This is a genomic window from Clostridium sp. (genome assembly GCF_032576335.1).
Lineage (GTDB): Bacteria > Bacillota > Clostridia > Oscillospirales > Acutalibacteraceae > Faecalispora.
Map to the genome: position 1 here is coordinate 64,464 of NZ_JAWFXC010000002.1, position 23,579 is coordinate 88,042.

The 23,579-nt window shown below is 49.5% G+C and carries 17 protein-coding genes; 16 read left to right on the top strand and 1 reads right to left on the bottom strand.

Annotated features, from left to right (window positions below):
- Positions 1 to 86: 86 nt before the first annotated feature.
- Positions 87 to 764, bottom strand: a complete 678-nt coding sequence (locus E7L17_RS02355; protein WP_316321669.1) for a class I SAM-dependent methyltransferase — start codon at positions 762 to 764, stop codon at positions 87 to 89.
- Positions 765 to 1,054: 290 nt separating this feature from the next.
- Between E7L17_RS02355 and E7L17_RS02360 the strand changes: the two genes are divergently transcribed.
- The 16 genes from E7L17_RS02360 to E7L17_RS02435 all read left to right on the top strand — a co-directional run bounded on the left by E7L17_RS02360 (position 1,055) and on the right by E7L17_RS02435 (position 23,545).
- Positions 1,055 to 4,405, top strand: a complete 3,351-nt coding sequence (locus E7L17_RS02360) for a PD-(D/E)XK nuclease family protein (protein WP_316321670.1) — start codon at positions 1,055 to 1,057, stop codon at positions 4,403 to 4,405.
- A complete protein-coding gene (addA, locus tag E7L17_RS02365) occupies positions 4,398 to 7,967 on the top strand; it encodes a helicase-exonuclease AddAB subunit AddA (RefSeq protein WP_316321671.1) in 3,570 nt (1,189 codons plus the stop codon). The genes E7L17_RS02360 and addA overlap by 8 nt, the downstream gene beginning before the upstream one ends.
- 268 nt (positions 7,968 to 8,235) lie before the next feature.
- Positions 8,236 to 8,706, top strand: a complete 471-nt coding sequence (gene infC / locus E7L17_RS02370; RefSeq protein WP_316321672.1) for a translation initiation factor IF-3 — start codon at positions 8,236 to 8,238, stop codon at positions 8,704 to 8,706.
- A 24-nt stretch (positions 8,707 to 8,730) separates the two neighbouring features.
- Positions 8,731 to 8,928 carry a 50S ribosomal protein L35 gene (rpmI, locus tag E7L17_RS02375; protein ID WP_085833666.1) on the top strand — a complete coding sequence of 66 codons (198 nt, stop codon included), beginning with the start codon at positions 8,731 to 8,733 and terminating at the stop codon, positions 8,926 to 8,928.
- A 58-nt stretch (positions 8,929 to 8,986) separates the two neighbouring features.
- Positions 8,987 to 9,340, top strand: coding sequence for a 50S ribosomal protein L20 (gene rplT / locus E7L17_RS02380; RefSeq protein WP_316321673.1), 354 nt, complete (start codon positions 8,987 to 8,989; stop codon positions 9,338 to 9,340).
- Positions 9,341 to 9,445: 105 nt separating this feature from the next.
- Positions 9,446 to 10,258: an RNA methyltransferase gene (locus E7L17_RS02385; RefSeq protein WP_316321674.1), complete on the top strand. Its 813-nt coding sequence runs from the start codon at positions 9,446 to 9,448 to the stop codon at positions 10,256 to 10,258.
- Positions 10,255 to 11,538, top strand: a complete 1,284-nt coding sequence (gene dprA / locus E7L17_RS02390; protein ID WP_316321675.1) for a DNA-processing protein DprA — start codon at positions 10,255 to 10,257, stop codon at positions 11,536 to 11,538. Before E7L17_RS02385 ends, dprA begins: the two co-directional genes overlap by 4 nt.
- Before the next feature lie 357 nt (positions 11,539 to 11,895).
- Positions 11,896 to 13,977, top strand: coding sequence for a type I DNA topoisomerase (topA, locus tag E7L17_RS02395; RefSeq protein ID WP_316321676.1), 2,082 nt, complete (start codon positions 11,896 to 11,898; stop codon positions 13,975 to 13,977).
- Positions 13,974 to 15,299 (top strand): methylenetetrahydrofolate--tRNA-(uracil(54)-C(5))-methyltransferase (FADH(2)-oxidizing) TrmFO, encoded by a 1,326-nt coding sequence (gene trmFO / locus E7L17_RS02400; protein WP_316321677.1) that lies wholly within the window; start codon positions 13,974 to 13,976, stop codon positions 15,297 to 15,299. Before topA ends, trmFO begins: the two co-directional genes overlap by 4 nt.
- A gap of 4 nt (positions 15,300 to 15,303) precedes the next feature.
- On the top strand, positions 15,304 to 16,296 hold the full coding sequence (gene plsX, locus E7L17_RS02405) for a phosphate acyltransferase PlsX (protein WP_316321678.1): 993 nt from the start codon (positions 15,304 to 15,306) through the stop codon (positions 16,294 to 16,296).
- 36 nt (positions 16,297 to 16,332) lie between these two features.
- Complete coding sequence (gene rnc, locus E7L17_RS02410) at positions 16,333 to 17,022, top strand: ribonuclease III (RefSeq protein WP_316321679.1); 690 nt, start codon at positions 16,333 to 16,335, stop codon at positions 17,020 to 17,022.
- Complete coding sequence (locus E7L17_RS02415) at positions 17,019 to 18,041, top strand: elongator complex protein 3 (protein ID WP_316321680.1); 1,023 nt, start codon at positions 17,019 to 17,021, stop codon at positions 18,039 to 18,041. Before rnc ends, E7L17_RS02415 begins: the two co-directional genes overlap by 4 nt.
- Before the next feature lie 6 nt (positions 18,042 to 18,047).
- On the top strand, positions 18,048 to 21,617 hold the full coding sequence (gene smc, locus E7L17_RS02420) for a chromosome segregation protein SMC (RefSeq protein ID WP_316321681.1): 3,570 nt from the start codon (positions 18,048 to 18,050) through the stop codon (positions 21,615 to 21,617).
- Positions 21,618 to 21,722: 105 nt separating this feature from the next.
- Positions 21,723 to 22,640 (top strand): signal recognition particle-docking protein FtsY, encoded by a 918-nt coding sequence (ftsY, locus tag E7L17_RS02425; RefSeq protein ID WP_316321682.1) that lies wholly within the window; start codon positions 21,723 to 21,725, stop codon positions 22,638 to 22,640.
- On the top strand, positions 22,637 to 23,221 hold the full coding sequence (locus E7L17_RS02430) for an XTP/dITP diphosphatase (RefSeq protein ID WP_316321683.1): 585 nt from the start codon (positions 22,637 to 22,639) through the stop codon (positions 23,219 to 23,221). The genes ftsY and E7L17_RS02430 overlap by 4 nt, the downstream gene beginning before the upstream one ends.
- Before the next feature lie 18 nt (positions 23,222 to 23,239).
- Entirely contained in the window at positions 23,240 to 23,545 is a 306-nt protein-coding gene (locus E7L17_RS02435) for a YhbY family RNA-binding protein (protein WP_316321684.1), read from the top strand.
- Positions 23,546 to 23,579: the final 34 nt, after the last annotated feature.

Here is a 23,579-nt window from a genome sequence, read left to right on the forward strand (position 1 = left end):
AGCTATAATCAAATAAATGCTATAAATTAAAGAAAAGCCATCGTTCCAACACGATGGCTTTTCTTTCTGTATCACTATCAATAAATCTATTTTTTGCAGGTAAAGCACCCCATGGAGCCAATGGCGGTAACCGTTACCTCTGCATACCGTTGTTTTAGTTTTTGTTCTAAGCTGGTTGCTGTTTCAAATGGGTGGGTAAAGTAGCCCTTTGGCACGTAGAGTTTTTCAATTAGCCAATCGGTTCGGCTTTGTTCGCCTTTTATGTAAAAGCAACCGCAAAAAGTTCCGCCCGGCTTTAAAACGCGGCAAGTTTCGTTGTAAGCGGCTTCCTTATCTGGGAACGCGTGAAATCCATTTAAGGAAAGCACCAAATCAAAGCTTTCGTCGGCAAAAGGCAACTTTCCCACATCCCCTTGCTGGAATTGTACATTTTTAAGTCCGACTGCGGCAGCACGGCGCTGTGCGGACTGCATCATGTCGGCAGAATAATCGAGGCAGGTTACCTCTGCTTGGGGTAGGGTTTGGTAGATTGGCATTGTTAAAACACCGGTTCCAACTGGAACCTCCAGCATCTTACCTGAAAAATCCTCTGGAATGCCAGAAAGAGCCACTTCTAAATAGTGGTCATTCTTTACTTTGTTCATATTCCATACAAGCCCGCAAACAAATTTGCCGGGCAGGGTGGAGCAGGTAATCATTCCATCGTAGAAGGTGGCTTCTTTCCCTAAGGTTTGATACGCAGTTTGAATGGCTTCGTGTCTCATATGGCACTCCTTTTTCAAATGATTTGTATAGAGAAGCTGTCTCTTTGTTAGTGGATACTTACTTTACAGTGCTAAAGCTTTTCCAAAAATAGGAATCTATAGAAAACCATACTCCGTTTTAATATCGATGTCAAGGTAAAATACAGTGGGAACAAGGAAGATTAACCTCATATAGCTATGCCGATTTTAGAACGCTTTTTTTCATTGTCCCTCTATGGTATAATATTTAAATCGTTAAAAATGTATCTGTGCTGCCAAAGTGGTGGTGCGTTTTGAAATGAGGGATTACCATGCTGCACCTGCTGTTCGGGCGTTCCGGAAGCGGAAAAACACATTTTGTTCGGCAAGAACTGCACCGGTTAGCCGGGCAGGGAGAGCAGAAGCTGATGCTTCTGGTTCCGGAGCAGTTTTCATTTGAAAGTGAGCGCGCCATGCTTCGCCTTTTGGGGCCTCGTCATGCTGCGGAGGTAGAGGTCGTAAGCTTTACCCGTTTGGCAGATGCGGCGTTCCGGCGTTTTGGCGGGTGCTGTGGCAAGCGGCTAGATGACGGTGGGCGCAGTATTCTCATGAGCCTTGCATTAGAGCAAACGGCAGACCATCTTCCGCTGTACCAAAAACACACGCAAACACCAGAGCTTGTGAGTATGATGCTTACGGCATCGGCGGAAATGAAAATGTGTGCCGTAGCTCCGCAGGAGCTTTCTCGCGCGGCAGAGGAGATGGAAGACGGAACTCTGCGCGAAAAAATGAAGGAGCTTTCGTTGATTTTAGCAGCGTATGAGGCGTTGGTAGCGCAAAGCTACCTTGACCCGCAGGATGATTTGACCCGCTTAAAGGAAGTGCTGTTAACGCACCGTTTTTTTGAGGGCTATACCGTATTTGTAGATTCCTTCAAAAGCTTTACGGCACAGGAGCTGGGCATATTAGAGCTTGCATTCTGCCATGCGAAAGAGGTTACCGTGGCACTGTGTGCGGATGGTCTCGGCAAAGCGGATGCGGAAATGAGCCTGTTTACACCGGTATACCAAACGGCGCGCAGCTTAATGCGCCTCGCACGGCAGAACTCGGTTGCGGTGGCGGCTCCTGTTGTGCTGGAGCCAGGTGTTCGTTTTCAAAATGCCGGAGTACAGGCTGTGGAAAACAGCGCATACCGCGGCAGACATACTCCGGTGCGAGGAGATGCGGGAGATGTAGTGCTTTATTCTGCCCGCAGTACCTACGATGAGGCGGCGTATGTCGCAATGTCGATTCGCCGTATGGTAATGGAGCAAGGCTATCGTTACCGTGATTTTACCATTCTTGCCCGCTCTCCGGAAGCGTACCGCAGTAATTTAGATGCGGCTCTCGAGCGGTGGGAGATTCCCTATTTTATGGATGATCCCCGTGCAATTGATACGGAACCGCTCATGCGCCTTGTGCTGTGTGCTTTTGCAGCGGCACGCTCGGGCTACCGGTCTGACGATATGTTTGCCTGTCTGAAAACGGGGCTATGCGGCTATTCTCCTGAAGAGATTTCTCTTTTGGAAAACTACACGTTTTTATGGAAGCTCTCTGGCCGAGAATGGCTTGAGCCTTGGTCTCGCCACCCGCGTGGCTTTGCTGGTGAGTTAACACAGGAAGATGCAGAACTTCTTGTTTTATTAAACGAGCTGCGGCAGCGTATTGTGTTGCCACTGCGTGAATTTGCGGACGCTGTTCACTTAGCGGACGGAGAAACGGCTTCTCGCGCAATTTACCATTTTCTACTGGCACTCAATGTGCCGGAGAATGTAAAGCAAATGTGCCGCAAGATGAAAGCGGTGGAGGAAACGGAGCTGGCAGACCGCCAATACCGACTTTGGGAGCTTTTAATGCAGATACTCGATCAAATGGCTCTGGTACTGCGTGAAAAGGTGCTTACCGCACAGCGGTTTGGCGAGCTTTTGCGGCTGGTAATTGCATCTGCAACGATTGGCAGTATTCCGCAGGGGCTCGACGAGGTAACGGTAGGTGCGGCGGATCGTTCGCGCCCGGCTGATCCCAAGGTGGTATTCCTTTTAGGAGCGGTGCAGGGGGAGTTCCCCCGAAACCCATCGCCGGACGGTGTATTCAGCGACGAAGAGCGGCGCGCGTTAATTCAAATGGGTTTACCACTCAACGGCACCATGGAGGATTCCTCTATGGATGAGCGGCTGATGGCTTATACCGTTATGGCGGCTCCTTCGGAACGCTTGATTGTGACTTACCCAGCGGCGGATATGGACGGAGCGGCAAAGGCACCTTCCTCCATTGTGGGTGAAATTCGCGCTATCCTGCCGGATATAGCCATTCAAAGCCGCTATCTTCTGCCGGAAGAGAGCTTTGCCAATAGTGAACAATCTGCATTTGAAATAACCGCGCGGCTCTGGGGGCAGTCCTCTGTGCTATCTTCCACATTAAAGGAGTTGTTTTCTGGCAGAGAGGGTTATCCTGAAAGAATATCTGCTTTACGGCGGGTACATGAGCGAGCGCCCGCCGCCTTTGAAAATCCCGCTCGGGCAAGAATGCTGTTTGAAAAGCTGCGTCATATCTCGGCTACACAGCTCGAATCATACCACTTGTGCCGGTTCCAATATTTTTGCCGCTATGGCCTTAGTGCAAAAGAACGCCGTCCCGCAGAGCTCAATGCACTCGAATACGGCAGCCTGATTCATTATCTTCTCGAGCATTTGCTCAAGGAGCAGGGCGCAAAAGTTCTGTCAGAATTGGAAGAGGATGCACTCAAGAAACTCATTCTCTCTTGCATTGAGCGCTATGTGGAAGAACAGCTAGGCGGTGCGGAGAACAAAAGCCCCCGCTTCCGCTTTCTGGTCAACCGCATTGCGGATTCTGCCCAAGTGGTAGTGGCACACATTGCAAAAGAATTGGCGCAGAGTAAATTTCAGCCTGCGGCGTTTGAGCTGGAGCTCAAAGAAGGCGGGGAGTTCCCGCCACTTAAAATTACGCTTCCAAACGGAGAAACCGCAACGGTTGAGGGAAAGATTGACCGTGTGGACGTAATGGAGCTGGATGGCGTACCATATGTACGCGTTGTGGACTATAAAACCGGGAAAAAGGAGTTCCGCCTTTCGGATGTGCTGTATGGAGTAAATATGCAAATGCTGATTTACTTAGCGGCGCTCATTCAAAACGGGCGCTTCTCTCCAGCTGGTATTTTGTACATGCCCTCCGTTCGTCCGGTAATCTCTGCCGCGAGAGGGGAATCACCCGATTCACTCGAAGCGGCGGTAGAAAAGAAGCTTCGCATGAACGGTTTGCTGCTGGATGATTCCCGGGTGATACAGGGGATGGAGGAGCAAGCTGCGGGCAAGTATATCCCTGTTGCACTCAAGGACGGGAAACCCGCGAAAACAGAATCTGTTGTAAGCGAGCCTCAATTGAATAAAGTAATGGACTATATCAAGGACCTTGCGGGGAAGATGGTGCAAACGCTGCATGAGGGAGACGTTGCCGCTCAGCCTCTTACTGGGGAACACAATGCCTGCCTGTATTGCCCTTATACCGCTGTATGCGGGCATGAAACTGCGGATGGCGGGCGCGATTGCCAGAGGTTTGATAAAAACGACACACTGCGCCAGATATTAGGGGAACCAACAGAAAAGGAGGGGGACGCGAATGTCTGAACGGAAATGGACGCCCGCACAAGCGGATGCGATTCATGCAAGAGGTGGCACGCTATTGGTTTCAGCCGCTGCCGGTTCCGGTAAAACAGCGGTTTTAGTTCAACGTGTGCTGGAACGCATGACAGATGAGCAGAACCCCAGTGATGCAGACCGCCTTTTGGTTGTTACCTTTACCAAAGCCGCTGCCGCAGAAATGCGGGAGCGAATTGCTCAGCAGCTTTCGCGTATGCTGGCGGAGGACCCCTCTAATACAGCGCTTCAGCGGCAGCAAATACTGCTTGGCGGTGCGCATATCAGTACGGTACATAGCTTTTGCAGTGAGCTGGTTCGTGAGAACTTTTATAAGCTGAATATATCTCATGATTTTCGAATTGCAGATGACGGTGAAATGTCCATCCTGCGGGGAGAAGCCATCACGCAGGTGTTAGAGGAATGTTATGCCACCGCAAATCCCGATTTTTATGAGTTGGTAGAAGCGTTCAGCTCTGACCGAGATGATAACCGGCTCATTCTTTCGGTGAATCAGCTCTATAACTTTATCCGTTCCCATCCGTTCCCGGAGCGTTGGCTGCGGGAAAAATCGGAGATGTATTCCGGTTCTGTTCCGGTAGAAGAAACCCCATGGGGGCTATGCCTGCTGCACTTTGCTAGAGAGGCCTGCGATTACAGCCTTTCTCTTATTCGCGATTCGCTTGAATCCATGCAGGCAGACGAAAAGCTTTGTGCGGCGTATACCGAAGCGTACCAGTCAGACCTTGCAGGGCTAACGGCGTTGCAGAGTGCAGCACAGCGAGGGGAATGGGATGCTGTGGGCGAGCTTGCCGCCAATTTTGTGTTTGTTCGCCTAAAAGCGGTGCGCGGCTATGCGGAAGACCCTTTAAAGCTTCGCCTAACGGCTTGCCGAGATGAAGTGAAAAGCACGGTAAAAAAGCTTGCGGCTCTGTTTTCCACCACTGCGCAGGATTGTACGGAGGACCTGCGAGTGTTGTCGCCCATCGTAGAGCAATTATTTTATGTGGTAACGACATTTTCACATACGCTTGACCAAATGAAAGCAGAGCGCCGACTTGCCGATTTTGGAGACTTAGAGCATTGGGCGCTGCGGCTTTTGGTGCGTGAAACAGGGAGCGGTTATGAACGCACCGAAGAGGCGATTGAGCTTTCGCGGCGATTCGATGAAATCATGGTAGACGAATACCAAGATACAAACGAAGCGCAGGATTTGCTGTTTCGTGCAATCTCGCAAAACGAAGAAAACCTCTTTATGGTAGGCGATGTAAAGCAGAGCATTTACAGCTTTCGCCAAGCGATGCCGCGCATCTTTTTACAGAGGCGCTCGGAGTTTGCGGAATATGATCGTGAAGATAGCCATTATCCGGCGTGCATTGTGCTTGACCAGAATTTTCGTTCCCGTTCTACGGTAACGGATTCGGTAAATTTTGTGTTTGGGCAGCTAATGTCCTCACAAGCGGGAGACGTAGAGTACAGCGGTAAAGAGCTACTTGCCGCCGGTGCAGCCTACCCGCCACAGGAAAACTGCGAAACTCGGCTCGATATACTCGACCTTTCGATGGGACAGGGTTCAGAAGATGCAATGGAGCTGCTGGAAAGCCGCCATATTGCAGAAACGATTCTGCAACTCATAGCACAGGATTTTCAGGTAACAGAAAATGGGGTGCAAAGAAAAGCAGTGTTCCGTGATTTCTGCATTCTTTTGCGAAGTGCAAATCAGTATGCCGCCAAATATGCGAAAGAGCTTCAGCTGTGTGGGGTGCCTGCGTGGGCAGATTCCTCCAGTGGCTTTTTTGAAGCGCCGGAAATAGCCACCATTTTATCTTTACTCCGTGTGGTAGATAATCCAGTGCAGGATATTCCGTTGTTATCGGTACTCATGAGCCCAATCTACGGTTTTACACCAGATGAATTAAGTGTGGTTCGCTTGCACCTGCCAAAGTCACCACTCTATTTGGCGCTGAGCGAAACAGCAAAGCAAGGGGATGCCCGTGCTGCCAAAGTAATGGAGGAGCTGGATTCCCTGCGTTCTCTTGCGGCAACGCTTCCCTCTGACCGTCTACTCCACTCCATCTACCAAAAAACCGGGTATCTTACCTTGGTGCAAGCAATGACGAATGGCGAACAGCGCCTTTCGAATTTGCAGCTATTCATGGAATACGCAAAAAAATATGAAGTATCCGGCTATAACGGCCTTTCAGGTTTTATTCGGTTTATAGACCGCTTGCAGGAGCAGAACAGTGACCTGCCGGGGGCCTCTACCATATCAGAAGCATCAAACGTTGTACGTATTATGAGTATTCATAAATCAAAGGGATTAGAGTTCCCCGTTTGCATTCTGGCTGGCTGTGCGCGCCGTTTTAATAAGGAACGCGGTGACGCTTTGCTGCACCCGGAGCTTGGCCTCGGCATTAAGCGTAAGGAGCAGGGCGGGCTTGCCCGAGTAACGACTCTGCCAAGAGAAGCAATTGCGTTGGAGCAGGAGCGGCAGTCAATGTCTGAAGAACTGCGTGTGCTGTATGTTGCGATGACCCGGGCGAGAGAAAAACTGATACTGCTCACTACGGTACGAGATTTAAACAGCTCGCTCGCCTCGATTGCACCAAAGCTTACGGCAGACGAACGAATCTCTCCATACGTGGTGCGCTCGGCATCCAGTATTTCAGACTGGCTTCTTTCCTGCGCTTTGCGCCATCCGAGCGGAGGTGCTCTTCGCGACCGTGCTCTGTGCAGCGGCGAACTGATTGCCGATTGCGGCGGTGCACCGTGGGAGATACGTGTTCTTCCTGCTCCGCTTGTAGAAGAAGAATGGGAGCAGGCGGATTCTGTTGTGGCTATGCCACCGCCAGATGAAGAGTTACTTTCTCGTATTGCCGGGGAAATCGGTTTTGTTTACCCGGATGCTTCTTTGTTTGGAGTGCCGGCTAAGGTGTCTGCCTCCGAGCTTGCCGCGGAGAGTGCGGGGGAGGATTACGAAATTATGTCTCGCCCCGCGTTCTTGGGCAAATCGGGCCTTACTCCAGCGGAGAGAGGCACGGCGCTGCACCAGTATATGCAGTTTGCCAATTATGCTTCGGCGGCAGAACACCCGGAAAAGGAGCTGGAACGACTGCAAACCGGCGGATTTTTATCAGAAGAAGAGGCGGCAGCGGTAAAGCTGAACCGTGTGTCAGCGTTCTTTCAAAGTTCAATTGCAAAGCGAATGCTTGCGGCAGAAATATGCCATAGAGAATTTCGTTTTACAGTAGAAATTCCTGCATCTTTATTGAAAGAGGAAGTACCCGAAGAACAGCAGGTGATTTTGCAGGGTGCGGTAGACTGTGTGTTTGTTGAGCCGGACGGTGCGGTGATTATAGACTATAAAACAGACCGGGCATCCTCTCCGGAGGAGCTTTGGAGCCGTTACCGTGTGCAGGTTGCCCTTTACAAAATGGCAATCGAGCGTGTGTTGGAGGTTCCCGTAAAGGAGTGTGCCTTGTACTCCTTTGCGTTGGGTCAAGTGGTTACCGGTGAACTTCCTTTTGTGGGCGAGGGAGCTTCCCGTTTATAAAATTATTTTCTTGACAAAAGAAAATGAGGTTGCTATAATGTTATCTGTAAACAAAGCAGGACATAATTTTGTTCTCACCTATGGGGTTTCGTCCGTCATGGGTCAATACAACGGTGTTTTTAACATAGTTAAGGGCATGTGATTTGGTATTGATGCGCGGATGGAGTAATTCTGTCCGCGCTTTTTGTTAGCTTGAAACGTATTTTGGAGGTGCTTACCAATTAGCAACAAGGAACTGCAGATCAACGAAGAAATTCGGGATAAAGAAGTGCGCGTCGTAGATAAAGACGGCGGTCAGCTAGGCGTTATGCCGATTGCGCAGGCCATGGCAAAGGCGGCGGAAAGCAATATGGATTTGGTGAAGATTGCACCGCAGGCGAAGCCTCCGGTTTGCAAAATCATCGATTACGGCAAATACCGCTTTGAACTAGCCAAGCGTGAAAAAGAAGCAAGAAAAAATCAGCATGTTGTAGATATTAAAGAGATTCGTCTTTCTCTGAATATCGATACCCATGACTTTAATACAAAGGTGGGTCATGCAACCCGCTTTTTACAGGATGGGGACAAGGTAAAAGTGTCGATCCGCTTCCGTGGCCGTGAAATGGGTCACCCGGAACAGGGACACCAAATCATGCAGAAATTTGCGCAGGCGTGTTCCGAAATCGCGAACGTAGAGAAATCCTCAAAGCTTGAGGGGCGCAATATGCTCATGTTCCTTGCTCCAAAACCCACGAAGTAATTATTTTAAGGAGGGGCAACTGTTATGCCTAAAATGAAGACACATTCCGGCGCGAAAAAGCGCTTCAAAATTTCGAAGAACGGCAAAGTTATTCGCGGTCACGCGTTCAAATCTCATATTCTGAACAAAAAGTCCACTAAGCGCAAGAGAGTACTGCGCCAGACCACTGTGACCGACGTTACCAATGTGGCGAAGGTTAAGAAAATGCTGCCCTACAGCTAAGGCTAGCAACTTAAAAAAAGAAATCTTATTTTGACCATATATTTGGAGGTAACAGATCATGGCTCGTGTGAAAGGTGCGTTGGCAACACGCAAAAGAAGAAAAAAGGTACTAAAGCTTGCTAAGGGCTACTGGGGTGCAAAGAGCAAGCATTTTAAAATGGCCAAACAGGCCGTAATGAAATCCGGCAATTACGCTTACATCGGCCGTAGACACAGAAAGAGAGATTTCCGCCGCTTGTGGATTACCCGTATTTCCGCAGCATGCAAAATGAACGGCGTGAACTATTCTACTTTTATGAATGGCCTCAAAAAAGCAAACATTACCCTCAACCGTAAGATGCTCTCCGAAATCGCTGTTTCTGATGAAGCAGCTTTCAAGGCTCTGGTAGAGAAGGCGAAAGCGGCCTTATAATAAGCTGTGATTGCGCCCGGGTCGTTGCCCGGGCGCATAATTTTTGCTATGCAGGGCTAAAGCCCGGGCATTATTTAAAACTATAATTTGTCTGGAGAATAAAAAATGATACCCTGCCAAGTAATTACCAGCCGTAAAAATGAAATAGTAAAAGCCGCCGCAAAATTGCGGGAATCCGCTTCACAGCGGCGGGAAGAAAACACTTTCCTTGCGGAAGGTGCGCGCCTATGCGCCGATGCTACCGAAAGTGGGCTTGTAATACACAGTGTGTTCTATACCGAACGGGCAGGGGAGAAATACGCTGCCTATTTGGAGAAGATTTTCCCCAAAGCGGAGCAGATTTATCAGGTTGCCGATTCTGTGGCAGAGCTACTCAGCGATACCCGCCAGCCGCAAGGGGTGTACTGCACGGCAGAGCTGCCGAAGCGTGCAACTACTGCTGAAATAGGGCAGAATGGCTGTTATTTGGCTTTGGAGGAAATTCAGGACCCATCGAATCTAGGGGCAGTTCTCCGTACAGCGGAGGCTCTCGGTATTTCTGGCGTGGTTCTTGCGGGTTCATGTTGTGACCCCTTTGGTGCAAAAGCGCTGCGGGCAGGTATGGGTGCGGTGTTTCGCTTACCCCTTTATTATGAACAGGAACTTGCTCCTTGTGTAAGCCGCTTGCGCGAAAAAGGCTATTATACCGCTGCCGCTGTTCCAGCGGAGGATGCGGCTCCCATTACCGGCGTTACCTTTCCCAGTGCGGTATTACTGGCTGTGGGGAACGAAGGTGCCGGCCTTTCGAGTGCCGCCATTTCTGCTTGTGAAGCACGCGTGACCATCCCAATGCTCGGAAGAGCCGAATCCCTGAATGCGGCATCGAGTGCGGCTATATTAATGTGGGAGATTATGAGGACGCGGGGGAATTTAAGATGAGCTGTGAAAACGCTTATTGGGTGTGGCTTCAGCACGGGATTGGTGCAGGCAGCGGCAAGCTGCGGGATGTTCTATCCTGTTGTACCGGCCTGCGTGAATTTTGGGAGGCGGGCCCGCAGTTTTGGAAACAGCAAGAGCTTTTTACCGTTCGCGAGTTAAGCGCTTTGCGTTCCTTTTCATTACAGGATGCACAGAAAGTAATCGAACGCTGTGAAGAATTGGGGATAAGCCTTGTGACTCCAGAGTCGGAGAATTACCCTCGTTCTTTGTGGGAAATTGCAAATCCTCCTTGTGTACTGTATGTAAAAGGAAAACTGCCCAAAGTGGATGAAATGCCATCCATTGCGATGGTCGGTACACGGGACGCCACAATTTCGGGCAAAAAAATAGCATTTTCACTCTCGTATCAATTGGCTCGAGCAGGTGCGGTTATTATCAGCGGAGGTGCGCGCGGAATCGATACAGCCGCCCACAAGGGCGCCATGCAAGCACAGGGCAAAACCGTGTGTGTGCTCGGCTGTGGAGTGAATTACCCGTACTTAATGGAAAACGCCAGTCTGCGGGAATGTGTGGCTGAATTTGGCGCCTTGGTTTCGGAATATCCTCCCGATGCTCCGGCTTCTAGAGGGGCATTTCCCATTCGTAACCGCATTATATCCGGCCTTTCCTGCGGCGTTCTGGTGGTAGAAGCCGCGGCAAAAAGCGGTTCTCTTATCACAGCAGATTTGGCTTTGGAGCAGGGAAGAGATGTTTTTGCCGTTCCCTGTGGGATTGATAATCCAGTTTCTCGCGGAGTCAATACACTCATTCGAAATGGTGCGATTCCAATCAGCAGTGCTGAAGAGCTGTTGGAGCAATACCTTGACCGTTTTCCAGATAAGATTCGCATCATAAATCAGGACAACCCGAATGTTCCGTTTGCCGTGATTCCTGAGCGACGTTCTGTACCGGGCACTGGTAATCCGATTAAAAAAAGAGTGCCACAGAAAAAGGCGGTTGTTTTTGATGAGTTGGAGTCCGAAACTCTTCCTAGCTTTCTCGCAGGCACACCGGTAACAGTTACATTGCATGAGCCGCAGCAAAAAGCTACCCTTACAACAGAGCAAGCTTCGCAGGATGCAGTTTTAATTGATTCTCTACTTACAGAAGATGCGATTCATCTTTCGGTGCTGGTACAAAAAAGTAGTTTTGCACCGCAAAGGGTATTGGCAGCATTAACTGAGCTAGAACTACTAGATCGAGTGCGCCCACTCGGCGGCGGAAGATACCGCTGCTCGTGACAAATTGATATTTTTATGGTAAGCTTTGTGAAAATCGCCTGAATTCAGTCGGTTTTCACAGCGCTTAGATTTGGTTTTGTTTTTTACTAAGATTCATTTTTATATATTTGGGAATAATTTAATTTCTCAGATTCTGTTAAAACAAATCTTGTATGGTAAAACGAGCCTTTGTCTGGAATGATAAGTGTTGTATCATCCATGATTGGCAGAAGGATTACAGCTCATTTACATTCATGAATTTTATAATTTAAGCTAATAATTTGCAAAAGGTGGCAGTTTTTTCCAATTATTTTCTGCTACCTCTTGCGTTCTACACGTTGAGTGGATACAATCTTAAGAGAAAGAGGTGGTTTGTATATGTCAAAACTGGTGATTGTTGAGTCACCTGCCAAGGCAAAAACAATCAAAAAGTATTTAGGCTCCGGTTACGAGGTCGTAGCGTCCATGGGACATGTTCGCGACCTGCAAGAAAACCGTTTGAGCGTGGATATAAAGCACGACTTTAAACCCAAGTATGAAATTATTAAAGGGAAGGAAAAGCTGGTTCAGGAGCTAAAAAGTGCGGCAGAAAAAAGTGAAGAAGTTTTGCTCGCAACTGACCCTGATCGTGAGGGAGAGGCAATCTCTTGGCACCTTGCCTATATTCTTGACCTTGATATATCGAAGCAAAATCGAATTACCTTTAATGAAATTACCAAAACTGGAATCACAAACGGTATGGAGCACCCTCGCTCAATCGATATTGATTTAGTAAATGCACAGCAGGCGCGCCGAATTTTGGATCGCCTGGTGGGCTATAAGCTGAGTCCGTTTTTATCGCAGAAAATTCGCCGCGGCCTTTCTGCCGGGCGTGTGCAATCTGTTGCGGTTCGCCTTGTGGTAGACCGTGAGGAAGAAATCCGTGCTTTTGTACCAGAAGAGTACTGGAGCATTGATGCAAAGCTGATTCCCAAAGGGGAAAGAAAGGCTTTTGCGGCTTCTTTCTACGGAGATGCGAACGGAAAAATCAAAATTACAAATCAAGAGCAGGCGGATGGAATCCTGAAAAGCTTGGAAGAAGCAGATTTCTTTGTTTCTAAAGTGAAAAAGGGGTCCCGCAAAAAGTCGCCCGCACCACCGTTTATTACCTCTACCTTACAGCAGGAGGCCTCCCGTAAGTTGGGCTTTCAGGCTCGCCGTACCATGAAAGCGGCGCAAGAGCTGTATGAGGGCGTTGAGATTGAGGGCATGGGTGCAATCGGTTTGATTACCTATATGAGAACCGACTCTTTGCGTATTTCAGAAGACGCGCTTCATGATGCAACCACGTATATAGAAGAGCGCTGGGGTAAAAAGTATTTGCCAGATGCTCCCCGCCACTTTAAAACAAAAGCGAATGCACAGGATGGACATGAGGCGATTCGCCCATCTACACCCAGCATTACGCCAGAGCAGGTAAAAAGCAGCCTTACCAATGACCAGTTTCGATTGTATAAGTTAATCTGGGAGCGCTTTATTGCGTGCCAGATGGCGAATTGTATGCAAAGTACCACACAAGCCGATATTACTGCTGGAGAGTACCTGTTTAAGGCTTCCGGCTATACCGTCACGTTTGATGGCTTTACCGTACTGTACGAAGAGGGCAAAGACGAAGAGACTGAGCAGGGCGGTGCGCTGCCAGTATTAACACAGGATATGCCCCTGAAAAAGAAAGAGCTGGCGGGTAACCAGCACTTTACTCAGCCGCCACCGCGCTTTACAGAAGCCTCACTCATCAAGGCTCTGGAAGAAAACGGAATCGGCCGTCCGTCTACCTACGCCGCCACTATTTCTACCATCACAAGCCGTGAATATGTGGTTCGTGACGGAAAAGCCCTGCACCCCACGGAGCTGGGAGAGGTTACTACACAATTAATACGAGAGCGTTTCCCCAAAATAGTAAATGTAAAGTTTACGGCTCAGGTTGAAAAGGATTTGGATACCGTTCAAAACGGAGAAACCGATTGGGTGCAAACTCTCCACAACTTCTATGGTGATTTTGAAAAGACTTTGAAAAAAGCCAAGGAAGACATGGAAGGCATTAAAATTCAGCTCAAAGAAGACGAAACGGATGTCATCTGTGAAAAATGCGGACGCAACATGGTCGTTAAAGTTGGGCGTTATGGCAAGTTCTTGGCTTGCCCAGGCTACCCAGACTGTAAAAACGTAAAGAAGCTTGTTATTGAAAACGGAGCAGAATGCCCCAAATGCGGCGGCAAGGTGGTTGTGAAGAAAACCAAAAAAGGCCGTGTTTTCTATGGATGCAACGAATACCCCAATTGCGATTTTGTCTCTTGGGATGAGCCTACCATGGAGAAATGCCCCCGTTGTGGTAAAACCTTGCTGCGTAAAAAGGGGAAAAGTCCCAAGTTGTATTGTGTAACACCCGATTGCGGCTATGAGAAAGTGGAGGAACAATGAGAATATCTGTCATAGGGGCCGGTCTGGCCGGCTGTGAAGCAGCTTGGCAGATTGCATCACGGGGAATTTCGGTAGATTTATTTGAAATGAAACCCAATCATTATACTCCTGCTCATAAAAATTCCGGGTTTGCCGAATTGGTTTGCTCCAATTCATTAAAAGCAGAGCGGGTAGCCAGTGCGGCTGGTCTTTTGAAAGAAGAAATGCGGCGTTTGGGCTCTCTTCTCATGCAGTGTGCAGACAAGGCTCGTGTTCCGGCAGGCGGTGCGCTTGCCGTTGATCGTGATGTATTCTCTTCACTTGTTACAGAGCAAATTCGTAATCACCCTCTCATTACCGTTCACACAGAGCAGGTAAAGTGTATTCCGGATGATGGCATTCGCATTATTGCATCTGGCCCTTTAACGGCACAGGAGCTAGCGGATGATATTGCGATTATCTGTGCAGGCAGCCTCAGCTTTTACGATGCTGCTGCGCCCATTGTTACCGCAGAAAGCCTCGATATGGACGCCTGCTTTACCGCATCTCGTTACGATAAGGGCGGTGATAACGCATATATCAATTGTCCCATGAACAAAGAGGAATACGAGCGTTTTTACGATGCTTTAGTTACCGCAGAGCGAGCACCGGTGCATGGGTTCGATGTAGCCGACCCCAAGGTATACGAGGGCTGTATGCCGGTTGAAGTCATGGCAGGCCGTGGGCACGATACCCTGCGCTTTGGGCCACTTAAGCCGGTTGGCCTGCGAGACCCGAAAACTGGGCACCGCCCATGGGCGGTGGTTCAGCTTCGGCAAGAAAATGCCGCCGCTACACTCTATAATTTGGTAGGTTTTCAAACAAACCTCAAATTTCCAGAACAAAAACGAGTGTTTGGGATGATTCCGGCACTGAAAAATGCCGACTTTGTTCGCTACGGTGTCATGCACCGCAATACATTTATTAATTCGCCCAAAGTTCTGCACTCCGATTTTAGCCTAAAGGCAGACCCCACGCTCTTTTTTGCTGGTCAGCTCACCGGTGTGGAGGGCTACATGGAGTCCGCCGCCTCAGGCTTGATTGCAGGCTGGAATGCGGCAAGGCTATTGAACGAACAAGAAACCGTCGTTCTCCCGCGCGAGACGATGATTGGTGCATTGAGCCGTTATTTGGTGGAATGCGATTCGGCTCATTTTCAGCCAATGGGAGCGAATTTTGGTATTCTTCCGCCCCTTGAGGAACACATTCGAGATAAAAGAGAACGGTATGAGGCATTGGCGCAGCGTTCTTTGGACATGCTTCTACCATATACTCAAAAAGATGTAGTTGGAATGGGAGGCTAATCTGATGAAAATCATTGTGGATGCGTTTGGTGGCGACAATGCGCCGCTCGAAATTCTAAAAGGCTGCGAAGCCGCCATAAAGAGTCTGGATATTGATATTATTCTTACGGGCCGTGAAGATGAAATCCGAAAGGTCGCGGAAGAAAATCAAGTCTCTTTGGAGCGAATGGAAATTGTGGATGCACCCGAGGTGCTCACAATGGAAGACCACGCTGGCGCTATCATGAAAGAAAAGCAGGATTCCTCCATGGCAGAGGGCTTGCGTCTTGTTGCTGAGGGAAAAGGTGATGCCTTTGTTTCTGCGGGCAATAGCGGCGCCTTAGTGGTTGGTGCAACCATGATTGTAAAGCGCATTAAAGGAATTAAGCGTGTTTCATTTGCGCCAATGGTGCCGAACAGCAACGGTTTCTTTATGTTGATTGACGGCGGTGCTAATGTGGACTGCCGCCCTGAAATGCTTTTGCAGTTTGGCATAATGGGTTCTATTTACCTAGAGAAGGTAATCGGAGTCGAAAAACCCCGAATAGGTCTTGCAAATGTGGGAACCGAAGATCACAAAGGCGGTGAACTGCAGCGCCAAGCGTTTGCCATGCTTAAAGAATCGAAATTGAACTTTATTGGCAATATTGAAGCACGCGATATTTCAAACGATGGGGCAGATGTTGTGGTGACAGATGGCTTTACCGGTAACATCATCCTAAAGATGTTTGAAGGTGTTGTCACAATGGTCATGGGTAAGTTTAAAGAGGTATTTACCAAAAACACCAAGAACAAAATGGCGACCGCCATACTCCTGAAAGATATGACGGAGCTGAAGAAAACCATGGACTATAATGAGTACGGCGGTGCGCCGGTCATGGGTGCCTCGAAACCGGTATTTAAAGTGCATGGCAGTGCCAAGGCACGCACGCTCGAAAGTGCGTTGCGCCTTACCAAAGCTTATGTAGAGAAAAACGTTACCGAAGAAATTAGCCGTGCCATCACCCAGCAGGAGTAACCTGGCACCTCATGGAATAAGGGAAGGAGTGTGCGTATGCTTAAACCGAATTTAAAAGATTTAGAAGAAAAATTGCAGTATCATTTTAATAATCAGCAGTATTTGATTACCGCCATGACCCATTCCTCTTATGCGAATGAGGTGAAGTCGGCGGGGCACAGCAACGAGCGTTTGGAGTTTTTGGGCGATTCCGTTCTGAGCATTGTAGTGGCAGATTACCTTTTTAAGCACTGTCCGAATTTGCCGGAAGGGGATTTAACCAAAAATCGTGCTGCGCTTGTGTGCGAAAAGGCGCTTTGCGGTTTTTCTCGCCAACTAGGCCTAGGGGATTACCTCCTGCTCAGCCGTGGCGAGCAGAACTCCGGTGGGCGCCAAAGGCCGTCCATCCTTGCGGATGCGTTTGAAGCCCTCATCGCAGCCATTTATCTGGATGCCGGAATGGAAAAGGCAAGAGAGTTTATTTTGCGCTTTGTTCTGCCCGTGCTGCAAACCTCGCGGCCGAAGGCATTTAAGGATTATAAAACTGCTTTGCAGGAAATCATTCAGCAAAACCCGGAAGAGCAACTGGAATATGTGCTCATTGGGGAAAGTGGCCCCGATCACGACAAGCACTTTACCGTGGAGGTTTGCCTCAATAGCAACGTGATTGGCAAAGGCGGCGGACGCAGTAAAAAGGAAGCCGAACAGCAAGCGGCTAGAGAAGCACTGGAGCTGATGGGCTATTGAAGCACGCAAATGTAGCCATATTCGTACCACACGCAGGCTGCCCGCAGCATTGTTCCTTTTGCAGCCAGAACAGCATTACTGGCAAAGATCGATTGCCTACGCCCAATGAGGTTCGAAGTACACTCGAAATAGCAAAAGAAAATTTGAAAGAAAAAAGTCGTTTCGCTGAAATCGCTTTTTTCGGCGGCAGCTTCACAGCAATCAATCGCGGCGATATGCTCGCACTGCTGGAAGCCGCCGCTCCTTCTGTATGGGATGGAGTTTTCTCGGGTATTCGAATTTCTACCCGGCCGGACGCAATTGATGACGAGGTGCTCGCACTGCTCAAGCATTATGGCGTGAAAATGATTGAGCTTGGCGCACAGAGCATGGATGACACCGTGCTGCAAATGAACCGGAGAGGCCATACCGCCGAGCAGGTATGTGCGGCATCCCGTATGATACACAGCGCAGGCTTTTCTCTTGGCCTGCAAATGATGACCGGGCTTTGGGGGGATACTGCCGCCGGTGCACTGCAAACAGCGCAGGCATTTGCAGCACTAAAACCGGATTGTGTTCGCATTTACCCAACGATTGTAATGAACGGTACGGAGCTGGCAAAACGCTACCGCTCCGGTGAGTATCATCCAATGAATTTGGAGGATACGGTGGAGCTATGCTGTGAGCTGCTCGAGTTATTTCATGAGCACTCTATTCCGGTGATTCGCCTAGGGCTTCACAGCTCGCCTGAAATGCAGCAAAATCAAATTGCAGGGCCGTGGCACCCAGCGTTTCGTGAGCTTTGCGAAAGCAGGCTCTTTTTACGCCGACTCCTTGTTTTTCTAGAGCAGAAGCGAATTTTGCCGGGCTGTGTCGAAATTCATGTATCACCGCAGTGGGTTTCCAAAGCAGTGGGGCAGAGCCGGTGTAATTTACAGGAGCTTGCCAGGCTAGGCTACATAGCAAAAATTGCACCGGATGCTTCGGTACTCCCCTCAGAGTTTATCGTACATTCCTTACTTCAAAGTGAAAGCAGGTGAACACGAGTGCTGTTAAAGTCTTTGGAGCTGCAAGGCTTTAAAACCTTTCCCGATAAAACCGTATTGCAGTTTGACCGCGGTATTACTGCGGTTGTAGGGCCGAACGGAAGTGGAAAAAGCAATGTTAGCGATTCCATTCGCTGGGTATTGGGGGAACAGTCAGCCCGTGTGCTCCGTTGCTCCAAAATGGAGGATGTTATTTTTGGCGGTACTCATGCGCGCAAAGCGCAAGGCTATGCTGAAGTAACCCTCACCTTTGACAATACCGACCGTCAGCTTGCGTTCGACAGTGACCAGGTTGCGGTTACCCGCCGGTATTACCGTTCCGGTGAGAGCGAATATATGCTCAATAAAAACACGGTTCGCCTGCGCGATATTCATGAGCTTTTTATGGATACCGGCATGGGGCGAGATGGTTATTCGATGATTGGGCAGGGCAAAATCGATAGTATTGTTGCAGCCCGCAGTGAAGACCGGCGCGAAATCTTTGAGGAAGCCGCGGGAATTTCCCGCTTCCGTTACCGCAAGGGGGAGTCCGAAAGGCGCCTCCAGCAGGCACAAGAGAATTTGGTGCGCTTGCACGATATTTTCTCAGAACTGGAAGCTCGAGTTGGCCCTCTGCGAGAGCAGGCGGAAAAAGCAAAGCAGTTTTTAGAGTATTCCGAGGAAAAGCGCACGCTTGAAATTGGGCTATGGCTTAACACTTTGGGGCGTTCCGGCCAGATTTTGCGGGACTATGAGGATAAGCTCTTACTGGCGCGCAGCCAGCAGGAAGAGATCGATAAAAAGGCTACTGAAATTGAACGGCAGATAGAAGAAAATTATCAGGCAGTGAATGCCTGTACCTCCCGTATGGATGAGGCGAGAGCCCTCGCTTCCGCCAAGGAGGAGGAAGCTGCCCGAAAGGACGGCGAGGCGGCCGTATTAGAAAACGACCGAGAACATAATCGGCAGAATCAGGAGCGTATTGTAAAGGAGCTGGAGCAATCCTCTCTCTCCGATGAAGATTTGCGCAAAGAAATGGATGACAAACAAAGCGAGATGCTGGAAAAAGACCGCTTTGTACAGGCGCAGCAAGAAGAAGTAGAGGCTGTTTCAAAACGGCTGGAGGAACTAAAAGGCTCTATGGAGCAGTATTCCGGCCAAATGGAGGAGCAGACCCGCTTACTTGCGCAGCTTACCGCAGACGTTTCACAGGTAAAAATACGCGAAATGACGGCAGTTACGGCAGTTACCGAAATTGAATTGCGCCGCACCACTGTGCAGCAGGCACTGGAAAACAGGGAAAAGCTGAAGCAGGAGCTTGAAGCAAAGGAGCAGGAGTGCAGTGCATTTTTGCAAAAAGCAGAGGATGCCATTGCAGCCTTGACCAATACGACACGCGGCTTCGAAATGCGCCTCGATTCCCGGCAAAAGCGCTTGGAAGAAGCTAGGCGAAACAGTGAGCAGCTTCGGCTGGATGCCGGAGAGCAAGCAAGGCGAGTTAAACTCCTTGAAGAGATGGAGCGAAATCTGGAGGGCTTTGCTCACAGCGTAAAAACGGTGATGAAAGAAGTTGGCCATGGTAGCCTCAGTGGTGTTCATGGTCCAGTCTCCCGCTTGTTGCAGGTGCCTGCCGAATATGCCGTAGCGGTTGAAACAGCGCTGGGTGCCTCCATGCAAAACATTGTAGTGGAAACAGAGCAGGATGCCAAGCGAGCCATTGAGCTGCTCAAGAAAAAGGATTCTGGCCGTGCGACCTTTCTGCCAATCTCCACAATCCACGGGAATCTGTTGCAGGAGCAAGGACTTGCCGATTGCCTTGGGTTTGTGGGTGTTGCGTTTTCCGTTTGCGGCTGCGATGCAAAATACGCGGGAATCATGCGTTCTTTACTGGGTAGAATTGTCATAGCGGAAGATCTCGACAGTGCCGTTGCCATTGCTAAGCGTTATTCCTACCGCTTCCGTGTGGTAACACTGGATGGTCAGGTAGTAAACGCAGGTGGTTCACTCACCGGCGGCTCGCTTGCAAAAAATGCAGGGCTTTTAAGCCGTGCCGCACAGATGGAGAAAGCAAAAAAGCAAGCTTTGCTGCTTTCTCAAAAGGCGGAGGAAGCGGAAGCCGCACTCAAAGCCGCACAGGCAGAGTATTCTTCCGCACAGGCATCGCTCGTTGCCGCACAGGCAGAGCTGAGCACCGCAAAGGAAGACCGTGTGCATTTGCAGGCCGAGCATGGCCGCATTAAAGCGGAGCGGCAGTCTTTGGAGAACGGCGCGAATGAGCTTGTAAAAGAACAAAAGCAAGCCGAACAAAGGCTAACGCAGCTTCAGGAACAAAAAGAGCAGGCTCTTCGTGAAGCCAAAGCGCTAGAAGAGCAAATTCTTACTCTGAAAGAGAGCGTAAGCCAAATCACCGGTGACCGTGAAGAGCTGGAGAAACGTTACCAAGCACTGACGGATGCGTTGCAGGAAGCTCGCATGACGGTGCTTTCAGCCCAAAAAGAAAAAGAAGCACTTGCCGCCGCTGCGGTGGAGCTTGAGAACCGCCGCCAAAACTTTTCTGGTGTGGTACAGCGCTTAAATGAAGAACTTTCACAGCTTGGTGATAAAGACTGTGAAATAAAGGAGCAGGCAGAACAGCTTCGCCTGCAAGCCAAAGAACTGCGAAATACCGCCGTAGTCTCTCGTGAAAGCGTGGAAGGAATCGCGAAGCAGCGGGCAGAATATGAAACAAAGGCGTCGCAGCTTCGTTCGCTAGAGCGGGAGCAATCTTCCTCGCGCGATACCATTGGGCAAGAAATGGCTCGGTTGGAGGAACGGCGTGCCAATGTGCAAAAGGAATACGATGAAATTATTTCTCGCTTATGGGAAGAATACGAATTAACCCGGCGTGAAGCAGAAGAAATTTGCCCGCGTTTAGAAGATGTTTCTGTTGCTAAGCGCCGCCTCAATGAGCTCAAAGGCAAAATAAAGGCGTTGGGTACGGTGAATGTGGCGGCCATGGAAGAATACAAAGAGGTTGCCGAGCGCTATGAGTTTATGAAGGAACAAATCGGCGACGTAGAGAAATCTCGCGATGAACTCCGAAAACTCATCAGTGAGCTGACTCAAAAAATGCAGGAGCTGTTCCTTCAACGGTTTGAGAAGATTCGGCAGCATTTTTCAGAGACGTTCCGTTCGCTGTTTGGGGGAGGCTCTGCCGAGCTCACACTTAGCCAGCCGGAGGATGTGCTTACGTCTGGAATCGAAATTGCAGTTCAGCCGCCGGGCAAAATTGTTGCACATTTAGAGTCCCTTTCCGGCGGTGAGAAAGCACTCGTTGCCATCGCACTCTATTTTGCGATTATGAAGGTCAATCCACCTCCGTTTTGTGTGCTCGATGAAATTGAGGCTGCTCTTGATGACGTAAATGTTGACCGTTTCGCGGGCTACCTGCGTGGAATGAATCAAAACACACAGTTCATAGTAATTACACACCGCCGTGGTACAATGGAAGAAGCAGATGTGCTGTATGGGGTTACCATGCAGGACGAAGGCGTTTCCAAATTGCTTGAGCTTCGTGCATCTGAAATGGAGCAGAAGCTTGGTATCGGATAATGGCACACAAGATGCTGTAAGTTTGAAACAGCTATTTTACCGTGTGTTGACTACAAACTAAGAAATACAAGACCAATACCAAAGTGCATGTAAAAGGAGTTTGCGATGGGATTTTTTGATAAAATCAAAGAGGGACTAAAGAAAACGCGAGACAGCATTACCGGGCAAATCGACACCATGCTCAACAGCTTTACCAAAATTGACGAAGAGCTGTTTGAAGAGCTGGAAGAGCTGCTGATTATGGGGGATGTTGGTGCCGCAACTTCTGCTAAGATTTGTGAAGAGCTGCGCGTTCGCGTTAAAAAGAACGGCGTTACCAACCCGGCAGAGGTGCACGGCCTGCTGCGTGAAATCGTTTCTGAAATGCTTAGCGGTGGGGAAGAACTGCAGCTTAACACAAGGCCGTCGGTTATTCTTATCATCGGTGTGAACGGCGTAGGTAAAACAACTACCATCGGCAAGCTTGCCGCTAAGCTTTCGCGTGAGGGGAAGAAGGTCATCCTCGGTGCGGCAGATACATTCCGTGCGGCGGCAATCGACCAGCTTCAGGTGTGGGCAGACCGTGCCGATGTGCCGATGGTAAAGCACGCAGAGGGCTCTGACCCTGCGGCTGTGGTATTTGATACCATTGCGGCTGCCAAGGCGCGCGGCATGGATGTGGTGATTTGCGATACCGCCGGCCGTCTGCACAACAAAAAGCATTTGATGGATGAGCTTTCTAAAATCAGCCGAATCATTGACCGTGAATTGCCGGAGTGCGACAAAGAGGTTCTCTTGGTGCTCGACGCAACAACCGGGCAAAACGCTGTGAATCAGGCAAGGGAGTTCCAGAATGCAGCGGGTCTTACGGGTATTGTGCTCACAAAGCTAGACGGTACCGCTCGCGGCGGTGTGGTGCTGCCTATTCGGCAGGAGCTGGGTTTGCCGGTAAAGCTCATTGGTCTTGGTGAAAAAATAGATGATTTGCAGCCGTTTGAGGCGGATGATTTCGCGGCGGCATTGTTTGAGAGGGAAGAAGAATGACATTTGTAATTGCAACACACAATGCAAAAAAGCTAAAAGAGCTAAAGCGTATTTTAGAGCCCCTGGGCTTTGAGGCGATGATTCGCGAGGATTTGCCGGAGGTAGAAGAAACCGGCACTACCTTTGCGGAAAACGCTCTGCTCAAAGCGGAATCTGCCTGCAAAGAAACCGGTATGCCTGCCATTGCAGACGATTCCGGCCTTATGGTAGACGCACTTGACGGCGCACCCGGTGTGTATTCTGCACGCTATGCGGGCGAGGGTGCAACCGACAAACAGCGTTATGAAAAGCTGTTAAACGAGCTTGAGGCAGTTCCTGAAGAAAAAAGGACTGCACGTTTCGCAAGTGCCGTTTGCTGTGTGTTCCCGGATGGTAAGGTAATTACCGCTGAGGGAACCTGTGAGGGCAAAATCGCTTACGGGCCAACAGGTGAGGGCGGTTTTGGATACGACCCCGTTTTCCTTGTAGGGGATCGTTCCTATGCGGAAATGACGGCAGAAGAAAAAGACAGCATCAGCCATCGCGGACTTGCGCTATCAAAATTAGCGCAGGAACTGGAAAATTGGAAGAAAAACGGTTAAAATAAAGGAGTATATAGAATGATTACTAGTAAGCAGCGGGCGCATCTTCGTTCTTTGGCAAACTCGATTGACACGATTTTAATGATTGGCAAGGACGGAATGAGCAGCGATATTGAAAAGCAGGCAGACGATGCGCTCACCGCTCGTGAACTGATTAAGGGCAAGGTGCTGGAAAGCGCCGGTATGACCGCCCGCCAGGCAGCGGATGAGCTTGCGGGTCCCCTTTCCGCAGAAGTGGTACAGGTGATTGGCAGCAAGTTTGTTCTCTACCGTAAAAACCACAAGGAGCCCAAAATTGTTCTGCCAAGAGCTCCTAGAAAATAATGGGTCACAGAATACTTGATTTTATCTTTAGAAC